Origin of the sequence: Tolypothrix sp. VBCCA 56010, assembly GCF_050875635.1 — a bacterium.
GTDB lineage: Bacteria > Cyanobacteriota > Cyanobacteriia > Cyanobacteriales > Nostocaceae > Hassallia.
The window spans coordinates 34878-54771 of the sequence record NZ_JBPAOH010000018.1 but is presented as its reverse complement, the minus strand read 5'-3'; the positions used below and the strand labels follow the sequence as shown (position 1 = coordinate 54771).

Sequence of the window (19894 nt, the reverse complement as noted above, 5' to 3'; positions counted from 1 at the left end):
AAAATACAAAAAAAGGGATAATGATTATGACCGCTACTAAAAACCGTTTGTGGACAGTAGAGGAATATCATCGGATGATAGATGCTGGAATTCTTACTCCCAACGACAAAGTTGAGCTTTTAGAAGGTCGCATCATCCAAATGAGTCCACAAAAACCACCACCAGCAGCTACCACACAACGAACATCTGATTATCTTAAAGATATTCTCACAGATAAAGCTTATGTGCGGATGCAACTACCCATCACTTTATCTACCTCAGAACCCGAACCAGATATCGCGGTAGTTCGCATTAATGCTGGTACTTATAGCGACCATCACCCCAGTGCTGAAGAAATCTTTTTACTGATTGAAGTTGCTTATACTACTTTAACTTTTGACAAAGAAGAAAAAGCTCCTATCTATGCTAGAGCTAATATACTTGAGTACTGGATTTTAGATATTGAAAACCGCCAAGTTTATATATACCGCAATCCAACTACATCAGGCTATAAAACAGAAACAATTCTTCAAGTAAATGCAGCTTTAGCACCTTTAGCTTTTCCGGAAATTGAAATACCTTTTTCGGAATTATTTCTTAAGTAGTGAGGACTTCAGTCCTCATCTTATCAAAGAATCAATAAAGTCCTTAGTCCTCATTTTAAAAAATAAGGACTAAAGTCCTTACTACATTAAACTAGAGAACGGTCAGTCAAAATCTCATAGCCAGTATCCGTCACTAACACGGTATGCTCAAACTGAGCCGAAAGTGAATTATCCACCGTTACAGCAGTCCAGCGGTCAGATAAAGTCCGCGTCACCTTAGAACCTGCATTCAAAATTGGCTCAATAGCCAGCGTCATTCCTGCACGCAGCTTGACATTTGGCATTTCCCGCGTGCGGAAGTTGAAAACTGAAGGTTCTTCGTGCAAATTGCGACCAACACCGTGTCCGGTGAAATCCTCAACTACACTAAAGCCATTACCTTTTACATGGTCTTCAATTGCTCCAGCAATATCTATAAGATAATTTCCGGCTTTAACTTGTTCAATGCCTTTGAAAAGCGATTCTTCAGCTATGCGAATCAGTTTAGCAGCTTGTGGGGTGACATCTCCCACGGCAATAGTAATGCAGGAGTCACCATGAAAACCTTGATAAAAAGCACCTGTATCTACTTTTAAAACATCCCCCAAACGGATGACTTTTTTCGGACTGGGGATACCGTGTACAACTTCATTATTAATGCTGGAGCAGATAGAACCAGGAAAACCGTGATATCCTTTAAAGCTTGGTGTTGCACCCATTTCTCGAATGCGCTTTTCCGCATGAGCATCTAAGTCAGCAGTAGTCATTCCTGGCTGTACCAACTGAGAAATTTCTTTCAAAACGGTAGCGACAATTTTTGCAGATTGCCGCATAATTTCAATTTCACGCGACGATTTAATTTCAATTCCTCGGCGTTGTCGTTTGGAAACATTAGGCTGAGTTGATTGAGAAAGCAGGTTACTGAAAATGTTCATGGGATATTAATAATTATTTGCGCCTTGCCGCTATGAAGTCAATGATTTTTTTAGATTAGTTGAGAAACAATATCTATATTTAAGTTAGCTTATTTGGTTGTTGGTTGTTGGTTGTTGGTTGTTGGGCAATGGGCAATGGGCAATGGGCAATGGGAGATTTTTTCCATGCCCACTTGGACGATGCCCACTTGGACGATGCCCCATGCCCCACCATCCACCATCCACTAACTACTATGTGCTAAGACAGCCGGACCTGCTGTGACTACTACAATTTTATCTGGATGAAGTAATTCACGAGCAGCAAGATTTACTTGGGCAAGATTGACTGTCTGGATTTTTTGGGTAAAAGAACGTAATTCCATTTCATCCAACCCGTAGACTTCGTTCATGAGAATTTTTTTAGTTAATTCCTGTGGGTTTGCAAGAGTTACGGTGTAGTTGCTGATTAAGGTGCGTTTGGCTGTCTCTACTTCTTGGGTGCTGACACCATGAGTATGCAGTTGTTGTAGCAGATTGCGGGTGCTAGCGATCGCTTTACTTGCATCTTCTGGGCTGGTTTGCATTTCTATCAAAAATGTGCCTATATTTTTCCCAGCTTGGAAGTAGCTATAAATTCCATAAGTCAGACCTAGGCGATCGCGTACTTCTGCACCCAGTCTACTCGAAAGTGTATCGCCACCCAAAATCTGATTCAATATTAAAGCCGCATAAAATCTTGGATCTTGACGGTTTATACCTATGTAACCCATATAAGTAATCGCTTGTGCTTTACCAGGAAGCACTGAATTGACACGGACTACATTTTCTGGTATAGATACAGCCGGATATTTTAATTTTGGTGGTTTACCGCTAAAAAGCCAATCACTAAACTGAGTTTGAAGATGCGATCGCACTTTCGCCGGTTCAAAATCTCCCACCAACACTAACACTGTTGTATCTGGACGATAATGTTTTGCTTTGAAATTAAGCACATCTTCACGGCTAATTTTCTGCAAACTCTTTTCAGTGGGAAAGGTGTGTGAAGGATGATTTTTCGGATAAATAGATTGGACAAATGTTCTTTCTGCTACTTCATTTGGGTCATCTAATTCCACTTCCAAAGCATTCAAAGCTTGTTGGCGAGTCAATTCCAACTCTTTAACAGGAAAAGTCGCATTTTTGACAGCATCAGCTAAAGTCTCAATCAAAACAGGCAAATCTGCGGCTAAACTATTACCCTGAATTCGCACACCTTCGCGAAACGTTTCCAAATCCAGATTTGCTCCGCGTTCTTCCAAGGTTTGGGCAAGAGTTAAAACATCCTTGCTTTTTGTACCATTCATCAAGTTGTCTGCTACAAGAGATGCCAATCCTGCTTTATCCTCTGGATCAAATTCTGCCCCAGCTTTGAGATAACCACTCAACGTCACCGTGGGAGTACTTTTATCCGGCAACAGCAATACTCGCAAACCGTTGCCAAATGTAAATTCTTGTGGTAATGCTAGCGTTGCTTTTTCTATTGAAGTTTTCTCAACAGTGTCTGTAGTCGAATCCACAGCTGGTAAATATTTCATCACCTCAGCCGGGGCTACAGGTGCTAAGGTAGTAAAATTTTCTGTAGTTTGTACAGAATTTGCTTTGCCACCATTTCCTTTAACCTGTTTCTGAGTTGGTTCAAAAAAGCCTACCGTGCGTGCTTTTTGTTGAAGATATTTATTCACCACACGCTTAACATCCGCCTCAGTGACTTCGCGAACCGCTTCTAAATAGCGTTCTGTGTAGAGATAATCACCAGTAGTTAGCTCATCATTAGCCAGTTGCATCGCTTGATTGGTGATATCACGGTTACTCAAAATTACAGAAGCTTCTAACTGCGTCTTGGCTCGTTTTACTTCTTTTGAAGTCACCCCAAAAGCCAGCTTACCGATTTCACTATTTAGTACTGAGTCAATCTTCCGCAAATCTTGATGAGGTGCTGCTGTCACCGATATCTTATACCAGCCAGAAGAGAGCAAGCTAGCAACAGAAGCACTAACATCACTAGCCAAACCTGATTCGACTAATGCCTGATAAAACCGAGAATTCCGCCCTTCTGTCAAGATGTAATCCATCACTGACAACGCTGGCACATCCGGATGATTCACCTGCGGCAGTGGGTAGACTGCTTGTAACAACCCCGCCGATCCCGGTTCTCGCAAGACGATGGGAGTGGGGGAGGGGGGAAGGGGGGGAGAGGGGGAGAGGGGGGGAATTTTGACTGTTGAGTGTTGAGTGTTGGGGATTTTCCCGAATATTTCTTGTACTGCTTTGAGGGTTTTTGCGGTGTCAAAATCTCCGACAATCACCAAAACAGCGTTGTTGGGAGTGTAGAAGTTACGGTAATACTTACGTACTTGCTCAACTTGAAATTTCTCGACATCGGCTTTGGTACCACCCACAGGCAACCCGTAAGGACTCTGGGGAAACGCTGCTTGCATTACGGCGCGGTTTAGGCGGTAATCAGGACTATTTTCGTAACCTTGCAACTCGGAAATTACTACTTGTTTTTCACTCGCTAACTGTTCGGCATCAATCAGAGAGTTTTGCATTCTGTCTGCTTCTAGCACTAAAAGGGCTTTGAGCTTTTCTCGTTCTAAAGTTCCATAATATGCTGTTTGATCGTAGCTAGTGAAAGCATTCGAGTCGCTACCCAAAGCACTAAACAATCGTCCAAATTGAATCGTCCGATTGCGAGTGCCTTTAAACATCATGTGTTCTAACTGGTGGGCAATGCCATTCACTCTGGGTTCTTCATTGCGCGAGCCGACTTTATACCACACTTGCACAGTTACAACTGGCGCAGTATGCACTTCTTTTGTGAGGACAGTCAGACCATTTCCCAGCACCGTTTTGTTGACGTTTTCTGTCACTGTTCGGGATGTTGGCTTTTTTGCTACAAATGTTTTCTGAGTATTTACCTGGTTGTAAGCAACCATAAGCTTACTATCAGCAGGTTTATGACTGAGAAACAACACCGCAATCAGCCAGACGCTCAACATTAATAACAAATAACGATACTTACGCAATGTGGAAAATACTGGCATTAATTTTGTAAACTTTCTCTGTAAATACGATTACAAATTTTTTTTGTAATCATAATAGTTTAATCTTTTTCTATAAGTTATTGCGTAGGCAACACTACAGAGAAAGATTATTTTAGAGTTAATGGAAAGTAGAGGCTACTATTCGCCGATTTATGATAAAATCCGTATAAATTCGAGGGGTAATCCGTCAGCATCGGCAATAAAAGCAACTTCGTAAATACGCGATCCTATTTGCTGCTGTGTTGGTTCTAAAAGCACTACCAACGGTTGCGATTGTTCACCTTGAGATTGTGAGGCGATCGCCATACGTTCTTTTAGATTTGTTAACCAACTAGGTAAATCTGCCGTTATTTGTGTTAAATCAAATGACAGATGATAATATCCCACATAATGTTCATCTGCGAATGCATCCGGGGCTTTTTTAGGTTCGGGAATTTGGATAAGCTCTATTCTGCCGCCTAATCCTTCCATCCAGCAAGCCAGAGTATAGCCTGTAGTGAAGCGTTCTGTGACTGTAAACCCCAAGTGTTCGTAAAAAGCGATCGCTCGATGGATATTCGCGGTACGAATAGAAGCGTGATGCATCTTGATAGTTAGGAGTTAGGAGTTATGAGTTATTAATTATAAGTTATGAGTTATGAGTTATGAATTATTTATAGCAACTAGCAACTCCCAACTCCTCACTTTTAACTTTTAACTTTTAACTCCTAACTTTGTTCTCCTAACTTTACTCAAACAACCGAAAATAAGGATAGCGTACAGGCACACCCGGCTCTTTTTCTAAATCAAAATTTATCACTTCCCAGCAGCCTTCTTCTGCGGAATCCGGACTAAACTCTACTGGTAAGCCGTAAAGTCGCGCTGATGTTGTCTCGCTTTGACCAGAACGCCAAGGTGTGCTGCGTTCCAAATAGCCACTCATCAATTCTTGATACCGTTTGGCAATAATCACTTTTGTTGCTCGGTATCCTTGAGTATACAGCTTGTCTAGCGCTTCGTGAATTTCAAAGCGAATGCCATCGGGATGCGTATGTTGCCGATACCATTCATTATTCCATCTTCGCCAATGACGCCCGGACTGAAGATGAATCAATTCACCATCTTTCGGATTCGCTTCAAAAGCGCCATGCCGAGGACATAGATATGTGTCAGTTAGTGTCAGTGCCGGAATTGTTTGACGGCAGTGGGGACACTGGATTTCTGGACCAAATATTGGGTACTGCAAGCCTGGATTCATCATGAAGTGCGTACAAACATACTTTTGTTTTCACCCGCAAAATTGGTTTTAGTTTACACTTCTACTCCGCCTCCTTGGGCTAATTAGTTATTGTTGCACAGAGATTTCGTTGCGCTGTCGGTTTCCACAAAGCGTATCCTCTGAACATCAAGGCTTAACACCGTGATATCCTGTTGAATGCAACCAACTTCCAAGGTTGGAGTTTTTCCAGTGTTCCTGGGTACCATATTCATATTCTATCGTGTCTACCGCTTCTTACTGGTCTTCTCCTGATATTTCTCAAGCTGCCTTCGTTGCAGCTAATGCTGTGGTTATGGGTTCGGTAAACATAGCCGCTGGAGCGAGCATTTGGTATCAAGCTGTAGTTAGGGGAGATGTGGAAAGCATTGAAATTGGCGAATGCACCAATATTCAGGATGGAGCAATTCTACACGGCGATCCGGGCTTTCCGACAATTTTAGAAGATTATGTCACCGTAGGGCATCGTGCTGTGATACATTCTGCTTACATTGAACGTGGCTGCTTAATTGGAATTGGCGCAATTATTTTAAACAAAGTGCGTGTAGGCGCTGGTAGCATTATTGGTGCTGGTGCGGTGGTAACTAAAAATGTACCTCCTTTATCTCTGGTAACTGGCGTTCCGGGGAAAGTGTTACGCCAAGTCACCCACGACGAAGCAGCTGAACTTATCGAACACGCTCAACGTTACCAAAAGTTAGCTTTGGTTCATGCTGGGAAAGGCACTGATATCGGTTTTACGGGGTATAGGGCATAGGGCAATGGGCATGGGGCATTGAGAGATGGGGAGAGGGGGGGATGGGGAGATGGGGAGAGTTCTTGAGAGGGGGGGATGGGGAGAGGGGGGGACAAGGGGAAAAGGAGAATTCAAAATTTAATACTCTCTCCCCCACTCCTCCACTCCTCCACTCCTCCACTCCTCCATTACCCATTCCCCATTCCCCTAATAATAAATTTGTAAACATTCTTTACAAATGGGTCTGGAAAAATTTCCCACTTCGGCTAACAATAAAAATGAGAAGAGTTGACAAAACTTTAATTTCTACTTAACAGAGGGATTCTAAATATGGACATGCGTGTTGTGATCGTTTTAGCACCAATTGCTATTGCTGCTGGTTGGGCAGTGTTCAACATCGGTGCTGCTGCTTTAAGACAAGTTCAAGGCTTTTTCAACAGAGAAGCTTAAACTCGACGTGGTTGTTAGTGGTTAGTAGCTAGTGGTTGAGGACTTACGCAATTCAACGTCGTAAGTAGCGGTAATTCATGAATTACCGCTACAAAATAATGTGCCTTACAATTATTTTTGCGTAAGTCCTACAGTTATTTGTTACAAATAACCACTAACCAATAACGACTAACTATTTGTGAATATTGACTTATTACTACAACCCTTCCAACGCTTCGGCGTTAATCTGGGATTAGACCGCATTGTCAAACTTTTGGCAAATCTTGGCAACCCCCATCAGCAAGTTCCGGTAATTCACGTTGCCGGTACAAATGGTAAAGGTTCTGTTTGTGCTTATCTTTCCTCGGTACTTACTGAGGCTGGTTATCGCACAGGACGCTATACTTCACCGCATTTGGTCGATTGGACGGAACGCATTTGTTTGAATGAACAAGCGATCGCCTCAGAAACATTGTGTCAATTATTACTGCAAGTTCAAGCGGCAATCAGCCCAGATGAAGAATCACCAACTCAGTTTGAAGTAATTACCGCAGCAGCTTGGTTATATTTTGCACAAAGTCAAGTCGATGTGGCGGTAGTAGAAGTTGGATTGGGAGGACGTTTAGATGCGACAAACGTTTGCTCGCAGCCTTTGGTAACTATTATCACTTCCATTAGCCGCGAACATTGGCAACAACTCGGTTCTACAGTCGCCGAGATTGCCAGAGAAAAAGCTGGGATTTTGAAACCTGGATGTCCGGCAGTTGTGGGAATATTGCCAGCGGATGCAGAAAAAGTCGTGCGATCGCGTACTCTAGAATTACAATGCCCGTATATTGCGCCTCAACCTGCCCGTCAAATATCTCCAGGATGGGCAGAGTATCAGCAAGCGGGAGAGACAAGGGGACAAGGGGACAAGGAGGACAAGGGGGACAAGGGGGACAAGGGGGACAAGCTTCTGGTTCCTAACTCTTCAAATCCAAAATCGATTAAATATCGATTGCCTTTAGAAGGACAGATACAGTTAGCTAATTCAAGTTTAGCGATCGCTGCTTTAGAAATCTTACAACAAAAAGGTTGGCAGATATCACAAGAAGCCATTATTAACGGCATCGCCAAAACTAAATGGCTAGGGCGAATGCAATGGACAACCTGGAGAAATCATAAACTATTAATTGATGGCGCTCATAACCCAGCTGCGGCTCAAGTTTTACGTGCGTATGTAGATAGTCTGGATACTCCCAAAGTTAATTGGGTCATGGGAATGCTTTCCACCAAAGAACACGCGGAGATTTTCAAAGCTTTACTACGACCAAAGGACAGTTTATACTTAACGCCAGTACCAGATCATAGTTCAGCCGATACAAGCGAATTAGCAAAACTAGCTCAGGAAATTTGCCCAGAGTTGAGCTATTGTCAAACTTATCCAGATTTATTATCAGCACTAGAAACAGCTTTTAGCGCAACCGATAATTTAGTCATTTTGTGCGGCTCATTATATCTCATCGGGCATTTTTTCGCAACCGGAAATACCCCAGACTTTAACCAGCCGCCGACACCCTAACCCTCTTTTCCTCTCGTCCTCTCGTTCCCAGTCTCAGACTAGGAACGAGGTAAGGTAAACTTTCAACTCCTAACAACTAACAACTAACACCCAACAACTAACTCCTAACTTTTAACTCCTACTGCTGTTCCACTCCTGCGCTGCATCTTCAACAGCTTTATCTACCGTTTTCTCACCCAGCATCGCTGCTTGCAGATTCTCATAAATTGCCTTTTGCAGCTTATTAAAATCCTTCAAAGTCGGAGTTAAAATTTCTGCTTGTTGCAACTCTTTCGCACTCATCGCCCGCGCCACCTCCAACGTTAAAGCACTAGCCGGCACATCTTTAAAGTAGCTGTCAGACAGCGCTTTGGTAGTCGATGGTAGAACATTTGCCGCTTTCGCAAACGCTAACTGATTCTCATCATTAGTGACAAATAGCGCGAATTTAACAGCCGCATCTGGTTGCTTAGTGTCGCGGGGGATAACTATATTCATCACAGCGACATTTTTCTTACCCGTTTCACCAGTGATTTGCGGTGCGGTTGCGGAAACTTCAGCTATTTTCGGCGCATTTATCGCAATCTGCTTTAAAAATTCGGGACCGCTAGCAAGTATTGCCGTTTCTCCAGCTTGGTACAAATCGATCGCATGACGATGACCTTGAGTTAACACCTCTTGTGGTAAAAGTTTCTTCTTGTACAAGTCTACCCAATATTGAAACGCCGCTTTCCCTTGGGGAGTGTTAAAAGCCGCTTTGCCTTCAGCATCTACCAAAGTTACCCCCATCTGCACCAAAGACTCAATTACTTCACCCGAATCTTGTGGTACAAAAGTCACAAAAAAAGCATATTTCCCAGTTTTTTCCTTAATTTGTTGAGCAAAAACTGCTAATTCCGTGTAAGTACTGGGTACTTTATTAATGCTTAACTGTTTTAATAAAGCGGTGTTATATATAGTTAGCCGCGTGGTGAGATACCAGGGAATCCCAAAACTCTTGCCATTAAGTGTGCTTGCTTTCCATATATTCGGCAGATATGAAGAGCGTGTTTCGTTTGGGACTTTTGCATCTAAATTCAACCAGGCATTTCGTCCTGCAAGTTGAGATGCAAAATCCGGATTTAAGTTCACAACATCAGGTGGCGTTTTCCCGGAGACAGCTGTTAAAATTTTGTTCTCCATCGCTGCCCAAGGTACATCAACCCAGTTCACCTTTATACCGGGATTTTGTGTTTGAAAAGTCGCAATTAAGCTTTGAAAGTAGTTAGTAAATTGAGGTTGGAGTTGCATTGTCCAAAACTCAATACTTGCCCCTGAAGAAGCTTGTTTTGTACTTGTGCCGACATTACCTGTTGTGCAGCTGACAATCCAACTGGTTAATAAACCAAGCAGCACATAAACAGTCAATCGTTTTAACTTTTGAATTTGAATCATCGTACTAATTGGTAATTGGGCATTGGGCATTGGGCATTGGGCATTGGGCATTGGGCATTGGGCATTGGGCATAGGTTTGGCAGTGCGTTGCAAAGCCAGTGCCGTGCGGAGGTTTCCGAGGCAGCGCGTTGCGCGGGTTAAGCGCGTTGTAGCGACTGCCGTTCCGTTGAGGCATCTGGCGTTGAGGTTCCCTCCGTTGAAGCATCTGCCATCATTGTTAATAATTCTTTTCCCCCTTCCCCTAATCCCTAGTTCCTAGTCCAAGCACCCCATGCCCCATGCCCCATGCCCCATGCCCAATTCCCCAAATTAAATTTTCTATTAAACAGTGCGGCACGAAAAACTGTGGTTAAAAATTTCCAGAAATTTTTTAGCAAATCAAATAAAGGGGTTGGGATAGAACTTGCTCCTGAGCGGGTGAATATAGCTCAACTACGCAAGCAGCGTCAAGGCTTAAAATTAGACTCCTTAACATCGGTGTCAGTTCCAGAAGGCATTTTTGTTGATGGTCAAATTACCGACCCCGCAGCAATGGCGGAATTAATTCAGCAAGCGCTAGCTGAAAGTAAAATTAAAGCTTCTCGCGTTGCGACTGCTGTACCGGGACGAGAATCAATTGTACGTTTGATTCCGGTGCCAGCAGAGTTAGATGACAAAGAACTGCGGGAAATGGTGCTTAACCACGAAGCCGGTTTGTATTTGCCTTATCCCCGCGAAGAAGCTGATGTCGATTATCAGAAGCTTGGATACAAAGTAGATGAAGATGGCATTGAAAAAGTGGAGGTGCTTTTAGTTGCCACCCGTAAAGATATTACTGATTCTTACGTAAGTACGTTTGAGCAAGCGGGATTGCAAGTTGATGTTTTAGAAATTAGCAGTTTTGCTTTACTTCGGACAATTCGCGAAAAATTGCGGCAATTTGGACCGCAAGAAGCGGCAGTGCTAGTTGATATCGAATTCGACAGTACAGAGATAGCGATCGTTGTTAACGGTGTGCCGCAATTTTCGCGCACAGTGCCAATAGGCACTTATCAAATGCAAAATGCTTTGTCAAAAGCGATGAATTTACCGACATCACGAGACACGGAATTGTTGCAGGGAATGATTATTCCGACGACACCGATGGAGGATGGAGGAAAAACCGGTGTTACTGGCGTTAATCCTGGTATGGCAGCGATGATGCGAGTATTGGGAGAATTAACAGATGAACTGCGCCGTTCAATCGATTTTTACCTCAATCAAGCTGAAAATTTGGAGGTAGCAGAAATCATGTTGGCAGGTTCGGGAGGTGGACTGGGGCAGTTAAATGACTTTTTCACCCAAAGATTAAGTTTACCAACTACCCAAATCGATCCGGTGGGTGCGCTGTCGTTGGAAATTGACGAGGAAAAATACCCGTTGGTGCAACGTCCTGGATTGGGAATAGTACTTGGTCTAGGAATGCGGGAGGTATAACAAAATGTACAGTTTAGAGGTTAATTTTCTTAAAGACCGCAAACCTGAACCGAAAAATACGAGCAAGAAGCCAAAACAGGCAGTTTCTCTTGGTGATTTAACACCGATATATATAGGGATTGCTGTTGGTGTGATTTTCCCGGCTTTGGTGGGGGGTGGATGGTGGCTTTTGCAAGCGAAAAATACTGAGTTAGGAGAGAACATAGCCAAACTGGAGCAAAAGAATCAAGAATTAGAATCAAAAATTGGGAATATTAACAAAATCAAGGAAGAAACGAACAAAGTTAAACAAGAGACTCAAGCTTTAGTGACAGTATTTGACCAAATTCGACCTTGGTCAGCGATGTTGCAAGATATGCGCGATCGCATTCCCGCAACTGTGCAAATTGAAAATATCAAGCAAATCGCACCCGCTGCTGCTGTTCAAGGGCAACCTGCACCCAATCCCACTTCTGGAGTGGAAATTACTGGCTATGCTCGCTCTTTTAACGATGTCAACGATTTTTTACTGACTCTGCAACAGTCGCGTTTCCTTAAATCTACCGAGGGCAAAATTACCACAGCAGAGTTAGTAGATGCTCCCATACCTCCCGGTACTGTTCAACCTGCAAATACTGTATTAATTAAACCACCACAACTAGTTAAATATACGATTCAATCCAGCATGAGTGATGTTCCGGCTTCTGAGTTAACCCGCGAGTTAGAGCAAAAAGGCACAGTCGGATTAGTCAGTAGAATTCGCAGTCTGCAACAAACAGGAGTCATTTCCAGATGACCTACAGTGAAGATTTAAATTTTGGCGAGCAAGACGGTGCATTTGAGGCGGCTGGTTCTGCTTATCCTACCGCATTTGGCATTACCTTCACACCAAAAATTATTGGCATCTTGGCGGGGGTTTTGGGTTTGGGGGTAGCAGCTTTTATGCTTTTTAACTTAGTAATGCCGGCTTGGGACACTTTTCAACAACAGCAAGCAAAAAGTCAAGACTTAGATTCGCAAATTCAGCAAAAGACTGCCAGCATCCAACAAATTGGCAAGGTTAAAGAAGAATTAGCGCAATCAAAACAGCAACAAATCCAAGTTTTATCTTTATTTGCCAATGAGAAAACCTTGGATACATTGCTACTCGATTTGAATCGCTTAGTTGAATCTGGTAATGCTCAAATTCCGGCAAATGCAGTTAAGGCAAAACTGAAAAAGTTTGCCCCATCGGGACAGAAACCAGAACCGATTGTCGATAGTAGTTTTGGACCACTAGTAAACGGCAAATTGAAACGTAGCACTATTAATATTGAAATTCAAGGAACCTATGAACAAACACAATCGATTTTCCGCAATATAGAACGTTTACAGCCTTTGTTGCTAGTTAAAGATTATCAATCAACTTTGGCACCAGAACCTGCTGCTGAACCAGGTAAAAGCGTGCGTCGAATTGGTCCAGCACCGCTTACTACATCCTTTGTGTTACAAGCGTTGATGCCACTTAATGCCGAGGAAGTAGCAGCAGCAGCTAAAGCGAAGAAGTGAATGAGACTCTCGCAAAGCCCTCAGGCTGGAAGCCTAGGGCTATACAAACAAAGCCCACCTTCGTGGGCTGGATTTCTTAGCCCACGAAGGTGGGCTTCGTAAGATTAGCCCCAGGCTTATAGCCTGCGGGCGGGGGAACTAAATAATTTTATAAAGTGAGGAATGAACTGTGAAACTTCACGGTAATAGTTTTATATTGGCAACCGCTGCTTTTGTCTTTGTAGCAGCTCAACCTGTGTCAGCACAGACTACTGAAATTACTGATGTACAGTTAAATCCCGTTGATGGGGGAATTAATCTTGTATTAAAAACTTCTTCAGGTTCGCGCCCTCAAGTTTTTACCACAAAACGCGGTAAAAGTCTAGTAGCAGATATTATTAATACACAATTACGTTTACCTCAAGGTAATAGTTTCCGCCAAGATAACCCCGCACCGGGAATTACCTCAGTAGCAATCAATCAGCTTGATGCTAATAGCATTCGGGTAACGGTGATTGGAGAGAAAGGAGTTCCCAATACTCAGCCTGTGAAGCGAGGAGGCAGCGGAATTACCCTCAGCTATAGCCCAGGAACGGAAGTAGCGGCAGGGGCATCAATTCCGACAGCGCCGGCTGCTTCTACCCCATCTCAACCGGCTCCTGTTGTCCCTAACCCGCAAGTGACGGTGGACGGGACACCCGCACAAGCAGCAGGTCCTGGTCAACCTGGGACAGCCGCACCGCCTTTTTTACCGAGAGCGGTTGCCCCACCAGTGGGAGATATTGCCATTTCTAATACTGATGCTTCTCCCAGCGTGGTTGATTTGGGAACTCAAGAACGTGTCCCCCGCTTGGTGTTACGAGATGCTCCAGTACGTGAAGTTTTATCACTGCTTGCTCGTGCTGCTAATTTGAACTTGGCTTACGCAGCAGGGGGACAAGGTGCTGATGGTAAGCCGGCTGCTGCTGCTGGGGGTGATGGACCGACAATTTCGTTAGATATTGAAAATGAGCCAGTGCAAGATGTTTTTAACTACGTCTTGCGGCTGAGTGGTTTAGAAGCTAACCGCAGCGGACGCACGATTTTTGTAGGAAGTAACTTACCCAGTGCCACCCGTGATACGGTGATGCGTAATTTGCGACTCAATCAGGTAACGGTGGGTGTCGCTTTGAACTTTTTGGTCGGCTTGGGGGCAGAAAGTGCAGTCAGCCGCGAACGACAAGTTACCAGCGTCAGTGCTGTGCCTGTGGGTACTGGAGTTGCGCCAATCACTCAATCTCAGACGACTACAGAAAGCAGAGTAGATACTCAACGTGTTGATTTTCAAGACTCAAAGCCATTACTAAGAGGTTTGCAAGCACTAGGAGACGAGCGCACCAATTCCCTAACTTTGATTGGTTCACCGAAGCTAGTTGAGATGGCGATGGCGCAACTAGGTCAGCTTGATATCCGGCGTCGTCAAGTGGCAATCAATGTCAAAATTGTTGATGTTAACCTCAATAACACTCAAGACTTCAACACCAGCTTTTCTTTTGGCGTTGGTAAAAACTTCTTTGTCAATGATGGCGGTGCGGCTGCTCTGAATTTTGGTGGCATTAATCCACCTAGTAGGACAGATGTCACTGGGAGTAGGCTTACTCCACCCATAACATCCGCTCCATATCCAAATGGTACTACTGCTTCACAATTTTTTGATTATCAACCGAATGCTCCGTTTGGTAGTGATTCCTCTGTTCCATCCGGATCTCAGCCTGGGAGTGTTCCTTCTGGCTATACACGTCCTAGTTTTGGCACAGATTCCAATCCTTTCAGGTCAGGTGTTAGCGAAGTAGATATAGATCCAACTACTGGAATCAGGACACTTACATATAGTCCACCATCCCTATTCCAATACCCCAAACGCTTTCTCGCTACTTTGCAAGCTCAGGTTGTCAGCGGTAATGCCAAAATTTTGACCGACCCAACTTTAATTGTGCAAGAAGGTCAGCAGGCTCAGGTTAACTTAACTCAAGAAGTTGTCGGCAATGTCAAAAGAGAGATAACTGACACAGCTGGTAGTTCTAGAGAAACAATCACGGTTGAGAAAGCGAATGTTGGCTTAACTCTGGGTGTGAAAATTGAGCGGATTGATGATAACGGTTTTGTCTCTTTATCTGTAGCTCCAACTGTCCGCGCACCGCAAGATTCAGCAATTATCGAAAATGCCGGACGAGTTATTTTAGTATCTGAACGTTCTCTTCAATCTGGCTTGGTTCGCTTGCGTGATGGTCAAACGCTCATTCTCAGCGGTATCATTCAGGATCAAGACCGAACAAGTGTATCCAAGATTCCCATTTTGGGTGATATTCCTCTGCTTGGTTCGCTGTTTAGAAAAACAAATAGAGAGAATCGGCGTCAAGAGGTGATTGTGTTGCTCACACCGCAAGTTATGGATGACTCAGAGCGCTCCTCCTACGGCTATAACTACACTCCTAGCCCAGAGGTGCGGCGAACTTTGGAGCGTAGCGGTTTGAAGGTTCCAGGGAGATAAGCCCTGGGAATAAAATTGCGTGTTGCAAGATCCCCGACTTCTTTAAGAAGTCGGGGATCTGACCACCGATGTCGAGTAGTAGTGCAAGATATTAGATCAACCGACCGATATTAGAAATGGTATAGCGGTTCCCATTCAGATGCGGTACAGTTTTGTGTTGCAAGGTGTAGGCGCACGGCAGTGCCGCGCCCCTACGGGTGTACCTCGCTAAGTCAGGAAATGCTATATGTTTTGTTAAGATACAACTAATTCAGGCAATGGTAGAGTAATGACTCAAGCAGCTACCTTTCTGAGTCGGATTACGCAAAATCCTGGGCAATGCGGAGGTCGTCCTTGTATTCGAGGAATGCGAATCCGTGTGAGTGACATTTTAGAGATGCTGGCTGAAAATGTAAGTGCAGCCGAAATTTTAGAAGATTTTCCCGATTGGGAGCTAGAAGACATTCAAGCTTGTCTGTTATTTGCAGCCTGCCCTCACCCTGGAAGGGTGGGGCTATACGAACAAAGCCCACCTTCGTGGGCTAGAGAAAATCAAGGGTTTTATAGCCTGCGGAGGCAGGCTTTGCTCGTGTAGCCCCAGGCTTGCAGCCTGTGGGCGACAAGATGCCTTTATGTCACAAATCGTAATTTGAGGCAGATTCTCATTCTTACGTTTCCTGATGCTTTAGAACGTTTGCGACAAGGTGAAGCTATCGTTGAAATTAGCGATCGCCCCTAATTCTACGTTTTTACTAAGTATTTTTTCCTAGTTTTTAGTCAAACAATCGCTTTATAAAAAGAAAAAATGCCGAAATCTATATAAATTAATGGTTTCATCTATCCACATCTGGCTACAACACCTTAGAATGATTCTTTGAAAAGTGCAGTCTACAGGATTTACAGGCATTTTGTGTGGAATGCTCCCGTGCATGACGCTTTTTGTAAATCTCGAAACAGAGATTTACGCTGATGATGCGCTTAGTGAGCGTATCTGTAGACAATCGAAAGTAAACTTCAAGGAGTTTTACATGAACAAAGGTGAATTAGTTGATGCGGTAGCTGAAAAAGCTAGTGTTACGAAAAAACAAGCTGATGCTGTCTTAACTGCGGCTTTGGAAACTATTATCGAAGCAGTCTCTTCTGGTGATAAAGTAACGCTGGTGGGATTCGGTTCGTTTGAATCACGCGAACGTAAGGCTCGTGAAGGTCGCAACCCGAAAACAAACGAAAAAATGGAAATTCCCGCAACCAAGGTTCCTGCTTTTTCAGCTGGCAAGCTGTTTAGAGAAAGAGTTGCACCCCCAAAATCATAGGTTCTCTGTCAAGGAACTCTTTTTTTATGCGGCAAAAAGCACACGGGGGAAATTTAACTTGGGCAGCAGCACTGGCTGGCTGTCCCCCTAGTGCTATTCTGGATTTTTCTGCGAGCATCAGCCCTTTGGGACCTCCAAACAGCGCGATCGCTGCTATTACATCTCAATTGGGTAATCTTAAGCACTATCCAGATCCCGATTACAGTGAACTGAGACAGGCTCTCAGTCACTTCCATCAATTGCCGCCTGAATGCATTCTGCCGGGTAACGGTTCGGCAGAATTACTTACGTTAGCAGGTAAAGAATTATCCCATTTAGCCGCAACAACTTTAATCACTCCAGCTTTTGGCGACTACTACCGAGCGCTGGCAGCATATGATGCCAAAGTGCTGGAGTGTCCGATTGATTTGAAAAGAGGAGGGGGCAGGGGGACAGGGGGACAGGGAGACAAGGGGACAGGGGGACAAGGGGACAATTCTTTCTCCCCCTCTCCTTGTCTCCCCCTCTCCTTGTCTCCCCCTCTCCTTGTCTCCCCCTCTTCTTGTCTCCCCCTCTCCCAAAGCGGGTTACTTCTGAATAATCCTCACAACCCGACGGGTAAGCTGTTTTCGGTAGAAGAAATTTTGCCTTACTTGGAACAGTTTGCTTTGGTGGTGGTGGATGAAGCGTTTATGGATTTTCTGCCTCCGGATGAGGAACAAAGTCTAATTGGGCTAATTCAAAAATATCCAAATTTGGTGGTTTTGCGATCGCTAACTAAATTTTACAGTCTGCCTGGACTGCGACTCGGATATGCGATCGCTCATCCTGACCGTTTGTCTAAATGGCAATTGTGGCGTGACCCTTGGCCCGTTAATACTTTAGCAGCAGCAGCAGCGATCGCTGCACTCGGCGATAAGAAGTTTCAGTCTGCAACCTGGGAATGGCTACCACCCGCACGAAATCAACTCTTTCAGGGTTTAGCTAAATTACCAGGGTTGCAACCAAAGGATAGTGCTGCTAATTTTTTACTTGTTGAGTCAGAAAAATCTGTTTGCCAATTGCAAGAACAATTGCTTAAAGAGTATCAGATTTACATTCGCGATTGTCTTAGTTTTAAAGAATTAGGCGATCGCTACTTCCGAGTTGCTGTACGCTCTAAATTAGATAACCAACGTTTACTAACAGCGCTGAAAGCATTAGTCAAACAATTTTAGATTTGAGATTTTGGATTTAACCCATCCACTCATAAAATGAGGCTTGAGGATTTTGGATACCCAATCCAAAATCCTTGGCGACAAAATCTAAAATTCAAGCATCAAAGGATGTCTGAAAAGTCATCAAATATACAAAGAAACCCCGCTTCCATTCCTCTCCCCCACCTCTCCCTAACCCTCCCCTACAAGGGGAGGGAAGAGGAGCAGCTTTTATTACTGGAGAGGCTTTGAAACCCCCCTTCCCTCTTAGGGAAGGGAGCCAGCGCTGTGCGGAGGTACCCTCCGTTGAGGCGACTGGCGTGGGGCTAGGGGGGTTAGGTTTCTTTTGATGCGTGATGTTTCATAAAATACTTCTCAAAGTCCTTCTCTTAACTCTTGACTATTGACTAATGGCTATTGACTACGATGTCGTGATTATTGGCGGTAGTCTTGCTGGACGCAATGCAGCCCTTGCTGCAACTAATCTACACGCCACTGTTGCCCTAGTCGAACCCACAGTCAACTTGGGGTTTATTTATCACTACGCGCTTGGGGAAATTGGCAAACTTGCCCAGCGTGTTGATGCTGCGGCTAATTTTGGTATTCATTTTTATGCGGATACTGCACAGGACAACTATTTAAACGGGAGAATACCCACAACAGTCTTCTCAGAAAAGTGCCAAACATCTGTAGAATGGGAAGAAGCGATGCTTTATGCTCGCGGTGTCGTCTCAAATCTTCAAGAACAAAATTCACTCGCCATTTTAGCTGCCAAAGGTGTCGATGTCATCATTGGTAGCGGTGAATTTGTATTGTCACCTCATCTTGCTTTTGCCGTTAATAACCGTCAGCTTCGCGCACGTACCTATTTACTAGCTAGTGGTTCTGGTCCGGCAATTCCAGAGATTGAAGGATTGCAAAGTACTGGCTTTTTGACTTTATCTAATATTTGGCAGGCTTTGTCTAAGTCTCCAACATTACCCAAAAATTGGGTGATAATTGGTGGTGTTCCCCAAAGCGTTGAAATAGCACAAACTTTAGCGCGGTTGGGTTGCAGCGTGACGCTGGTTGTCAAACATGCCTATATTTTACCGAATCTTGACCCAGAGATAACCCAATTGCTGCAAGCGCAGTTAGAAGTCGATGGTGTGCGCTTGCTGACGCAAACAACCGTAACTCAGGTGAGGCTAATTGATAACCAAAAGTGGGTTCAGGCTGGAGATAAAGCGATTGAAACTGATGAAATTTTGGTGGCAACTGCACAACAGCCAAATATTGAATCTTTAAATTTGGCTGCGGTTGGTGTCAAATGGCATCAACATCGCTTGATAGTAAATGACAAATTGCAAACAACAAATCGCCGCATTTATGCTTGTGGTGATGTTATTGGTGGTTATGATTTTGTCAATATTGCTAATTATGAAGCGAAAATTGCTTTAAAGAATGCTTTGTTTTTTCCAGTTAGTAAAGTCAATTATCAATGCGTTCCTTGGGGGCTGTTTTCTTATCCAATTCTGGCACAAGTCGGTTTAACAGAGAATCAAGCCAAACGTCGATATATTCCAGATGAAGTTTTAGTTTTGCGACAATATTTTAAAACAGTGACAGCAGCCCAAATCAGCGAAGAAACTACAGGTATATGTAAATTAATTGTTCTTCGTAATGGGGAAATTTTAGGCGCTTCTTTACTGGGGGCAGAAGCGGTAGAATTAATTAATCTGATTGCGTTGGCTATATCTCAAAAAATTAAAATTAATCAATTAGCGAAGTTATCTTCAGTTTATCCGGCTTTCTCGGAAATTATCGAAGAAACTGCACGAGAATGGGAACGGCAAAAGTTAAATAGCAATATTGCTTTGCAAGATTTTCTGGAAGGCTTCTTTGATTTTCGCCGCAATTGGAATATTTAGTATATGGATATTAATAAACAAGATGTAGTGAGGGCTTCAGCCTTCATTAGAAAGATTTTGAGGGCTTCA

The 19894-nt window shown here is 43.8% G+C and carries 19 protein-coding genes and 1 pseudogene; 12 read left to right on the top strand and 8 right to left on the bottom strand.

Annotated features, from left to right (window positions below; translation table 11 throughout):
- The first annotated feature begins 26 nt into the window (after nucleotides 1-26).
- Complete coding sequence (locus tag AABK37_RS08930; protein ID WP_432551222.1) at nucleotides 27-584, top strand: Uma2 family endonuclease; 558 nt, start codon at nucleotides 27-29, stop codon at nucleotides 582-584.
- An 86-nt stretch (nucleotides 585-670) separates the two neighbouring features.
- Here AABK37_RS08930 and map read toward each other — a convergent pair whose 3' ends face one another.
- The 5 genes from map to AABK37_RS08905 form a co-directional block, all read right to left on the bottom strand.
- Nucleotides 671-1498, bottom strand: a complete 828-nt coding sequence (gene map / locus AABK37_RS08925; protein WP_432551221.1) for a type I methionyl aminopeptidase — start codon at nucleotides 1496-1498, stop codon at nucleotides 671-673.
- An 89-nt stretch (nucleotides 1499-1587) separates the two neighbouring features.
- On the bottom strand, nucleotides 1588-1719 hold the full coding sequence (locus AABK37_RS08920) for a hypothetical protein (RefSeq protein WP_432551220.1): 132 nt from the start codon (nucleotides 1717-1719) through the stop codon (nucleotides 1588-1590).
- A 3-nt stretch (nucleotides 1720-1722) separates the two neighbouring features.
- On the bottom strand, nucleotides 1723-4560 hold the full coding sequence (locus AABK37_RS08915) for a M16 family metallopeptidase (RefSeq protein WP_432551219.1): 2838 nt from the start codon (nucleotides 4558-4560) through the stop codon (nucleotides 1723-1725).
- A 150-nt stretch (nucleotides 4561-4710) separates the two neighbouring features.
- Entirely contained in the window at nucleotides 4711-5145 is a 435-nt protein-coding gene (locus AABK37_RS08910; protein WP_432551218.1) for a VOC family protein, read from the bottom strand.
- A gap of 142 nt (nucleotides 5146-5287) precedes the next feature.
- Complete coding sequence (locus tag AABK37_RS08905) at nucleotides 5288-5797, bottom strand: TIGR02652 family protein (protein ID WP_432551245.1); 510 nt, start codon at nucleotides 5795-5797, stop codon at nucleotides 5288-5290.
- Between the two features lie 241 nt (nucleotides 5798-6038).
- On the opposite strand from AABK37_RS08905, the gene AABK37_RS08900 reads away from it, so the two are divergent.
- Entirely contained in the window at nucleotides 6039-6572 is a 534-nt protein-coding gene (locus AABK37_RS08900) for a gamma carbonic anhydrase family protein (RefSeq protein WP_432551217.1), read from the top strand.
- Here the strand turns inward: AABK37_RS08900 and AABK37_RS08895 are convergent.
- Nucleotides 6553-6747: a hypothetical protein gene (locus tag AABK37_RS08895; RefSeq protein ID WP_432551216.1), complete on the bottom strand. Its 195-nt coding sequence runs from the start codon at nucleotides 6745-6747 to the stop codon at nucleotides 6553-6555. The two genes, AABK37_RS08900 and AABK37_RS08895, sit on opposite strands and share 20 nt — an antisense overlap.
- 134 nt (nucleotides 6748-6881) lie before the next feature.
- On the opposite strand from AABK37_RS08895, the gene AABK37_RS08890 reads away from it, so the two are divergent.
- Both AABK37_RS08890 and AABK37_RS08885 read left to right on the top strand, forming a co-directional pair.
- Nucleotides 6882-7001 carry a photosystem II protein Y gene (locus tag AABK37_RS08890; RefSeq protein WP_432551215.1) on the top strand — a complete coding sequence of 40 codons (120 nt, stop codon included), beginning with the start codon at nucleotides 6882-6884 and terminating at the stop codon, nucleotides 6999-7001.
- Between the two features lie 178 nt (nucleotides 7002-7179).
- On the top strand, nucleotides 7180-8544 hold the full coding sequence (locus tag AABK37_RS08885; protein ID WP_432551214.1) for a bifunctional folylpolyglutamate synthase/dihydrofolate synthase: 1365 nt from the start codon (nucleotides 7180-7182) through the stop codon (nucleotides 8542-8544).
- A gap of 111 nt (nucleotides 8545-8655) precedes the next feature.
- Here the strand turns inward: AABK37_RS08885 and AABK37_RS08880 are convergent, their stop codons facing one another.
- Nucleotides 8656-9957, bottom strand: a complete 1302-nt coding sequence (locus AABK37_RS08880) for an ABC transporter substrate-binding protein (protein WP_432551244.1) — start codon at nucleotides 9955-9957, stop codon at nucleotides 8656-8658.
- Nucleotides 9958-9961: 4 nt separating this feature from the next.
- Complete coding sequence (locus AABK37_RS08875) at nucleotides 9962-10132, bottom strand: hypothetical protein (RefSeq protein ID WP_432551213.1); 171 nt, start codon at nucleotides 10130-10132, stop codon at nucleotides 9962-9964.
- Between the two features lie 110 nt (nucleotides 10133-10242).
- Here AABK37_RS08875 and pilM point away from each other — a divergent pair, with 110 nt between their 5' ends.
- The 8 genes and pseudogenes from pilM to AABK37_RS08835 all read left to right on the top strand — a co-directional run bounded on the left by pilM (nucleotide 10243) and on the right by AABK37_RS08835 (nucleotide 19825).
- Nucleotides 10243-11412, top strand: a complete 1170-nt coding sequence (pilM, locus tag AABK37_RS08870; RefSeq protein ID WP_432551212.1) for a type IV pilus assembly protein PilM — start codon at nucleotides 10243-10245, stop codon at nucleotides 11410-11412.
- Between the two features lie 4 nt (nucleotides 11413-11416).
- Nucleotides 11417-12187 (top strand): PilN domain-containing protein, encoded by a 771-nt coding sequence (locus tag AABK37_RS08865; protein WP_432551211.1) that lies wholly within the window; start codon nucleotides 11417-11419, stop codon nucleotides 12185-12187.
- Nucleotides 12184-12939 carry a pilus assembly protein PilO gene (locus tag AABK37_RS08860; RefSeq protein WP_432551210.1) on the top strand — a complete coding sequence of 252 codons (756 nt, stop codon included), beginning with the start codon at nucleotides 12184-12186 and terminating at the stop codon, nucleotides 12937-12939. Before AABK37_RS08865 ends, AABK37_RS08860 begins: the two co-directional genes overlap by 4 nt.
- Nucleotides 12940-13108: 169 nt before the next feature.
- Nucleotides 13109-15448, top strand: a complete 2340-nt coding sequence (locus AABK37_RS08855) for an AMIN domain-containing protein (RefSeq protein ID WP_432551209.1) — start codon at nucleotides 13109-13111, stop codon at nucleotides 15446-15448.
- Between the two features lie 268 nt (nucleotides 15449-15716).
- Nucleotides 15717-15917 (top strand): annotated as a pseudogene (locus AABK37_RS08850) (DUF433 domain-containing protein); the annotation flags it as partial.
- A gap of 538 nt (nucleotides 15918-16455) precedes the next feature.
- Nucleotides 16456-16740: an HU family DNA-binding protein gene (locus AABK37_RS08845; protein ID WP_015111786.1), complete on the top strand. Its 285-nt coding sequence runs from the start codon at nucleotides 16456-16458 to the stop codon at nucleotides 16738-16740.
- 26 nt (nucleotides 16741-16766) lie between these two features.
- Nucleotides 16767-17936, top strand: a complete 1170-nt coding sequence (gene cobD, locus AABK37_RS08840) for a threonine-phosphate decarboxylase CobD (RefSeq protein WP_432551208.1) — start codon at nucleotides 16767-16769, stop codon at nucleotides 17934-17936.
- Nucleotides 17937-18325: 389 nt separating this feature from the next.
- Nucleotides 18326-19825: a dihydrolipoyl dehydrogenase family protein gene (locus AABK37_RS08835; protein ID WP_432551207.1), complete on the top strand. Its 1500-nt coding sequence runs from the start codon at nucleotides 18326-18328 to the stop codon at nucleotides 19823-19825.
- The last annotated feature ends 69 nt before the right edge of the window (nucleotides 19826-19894 follow it).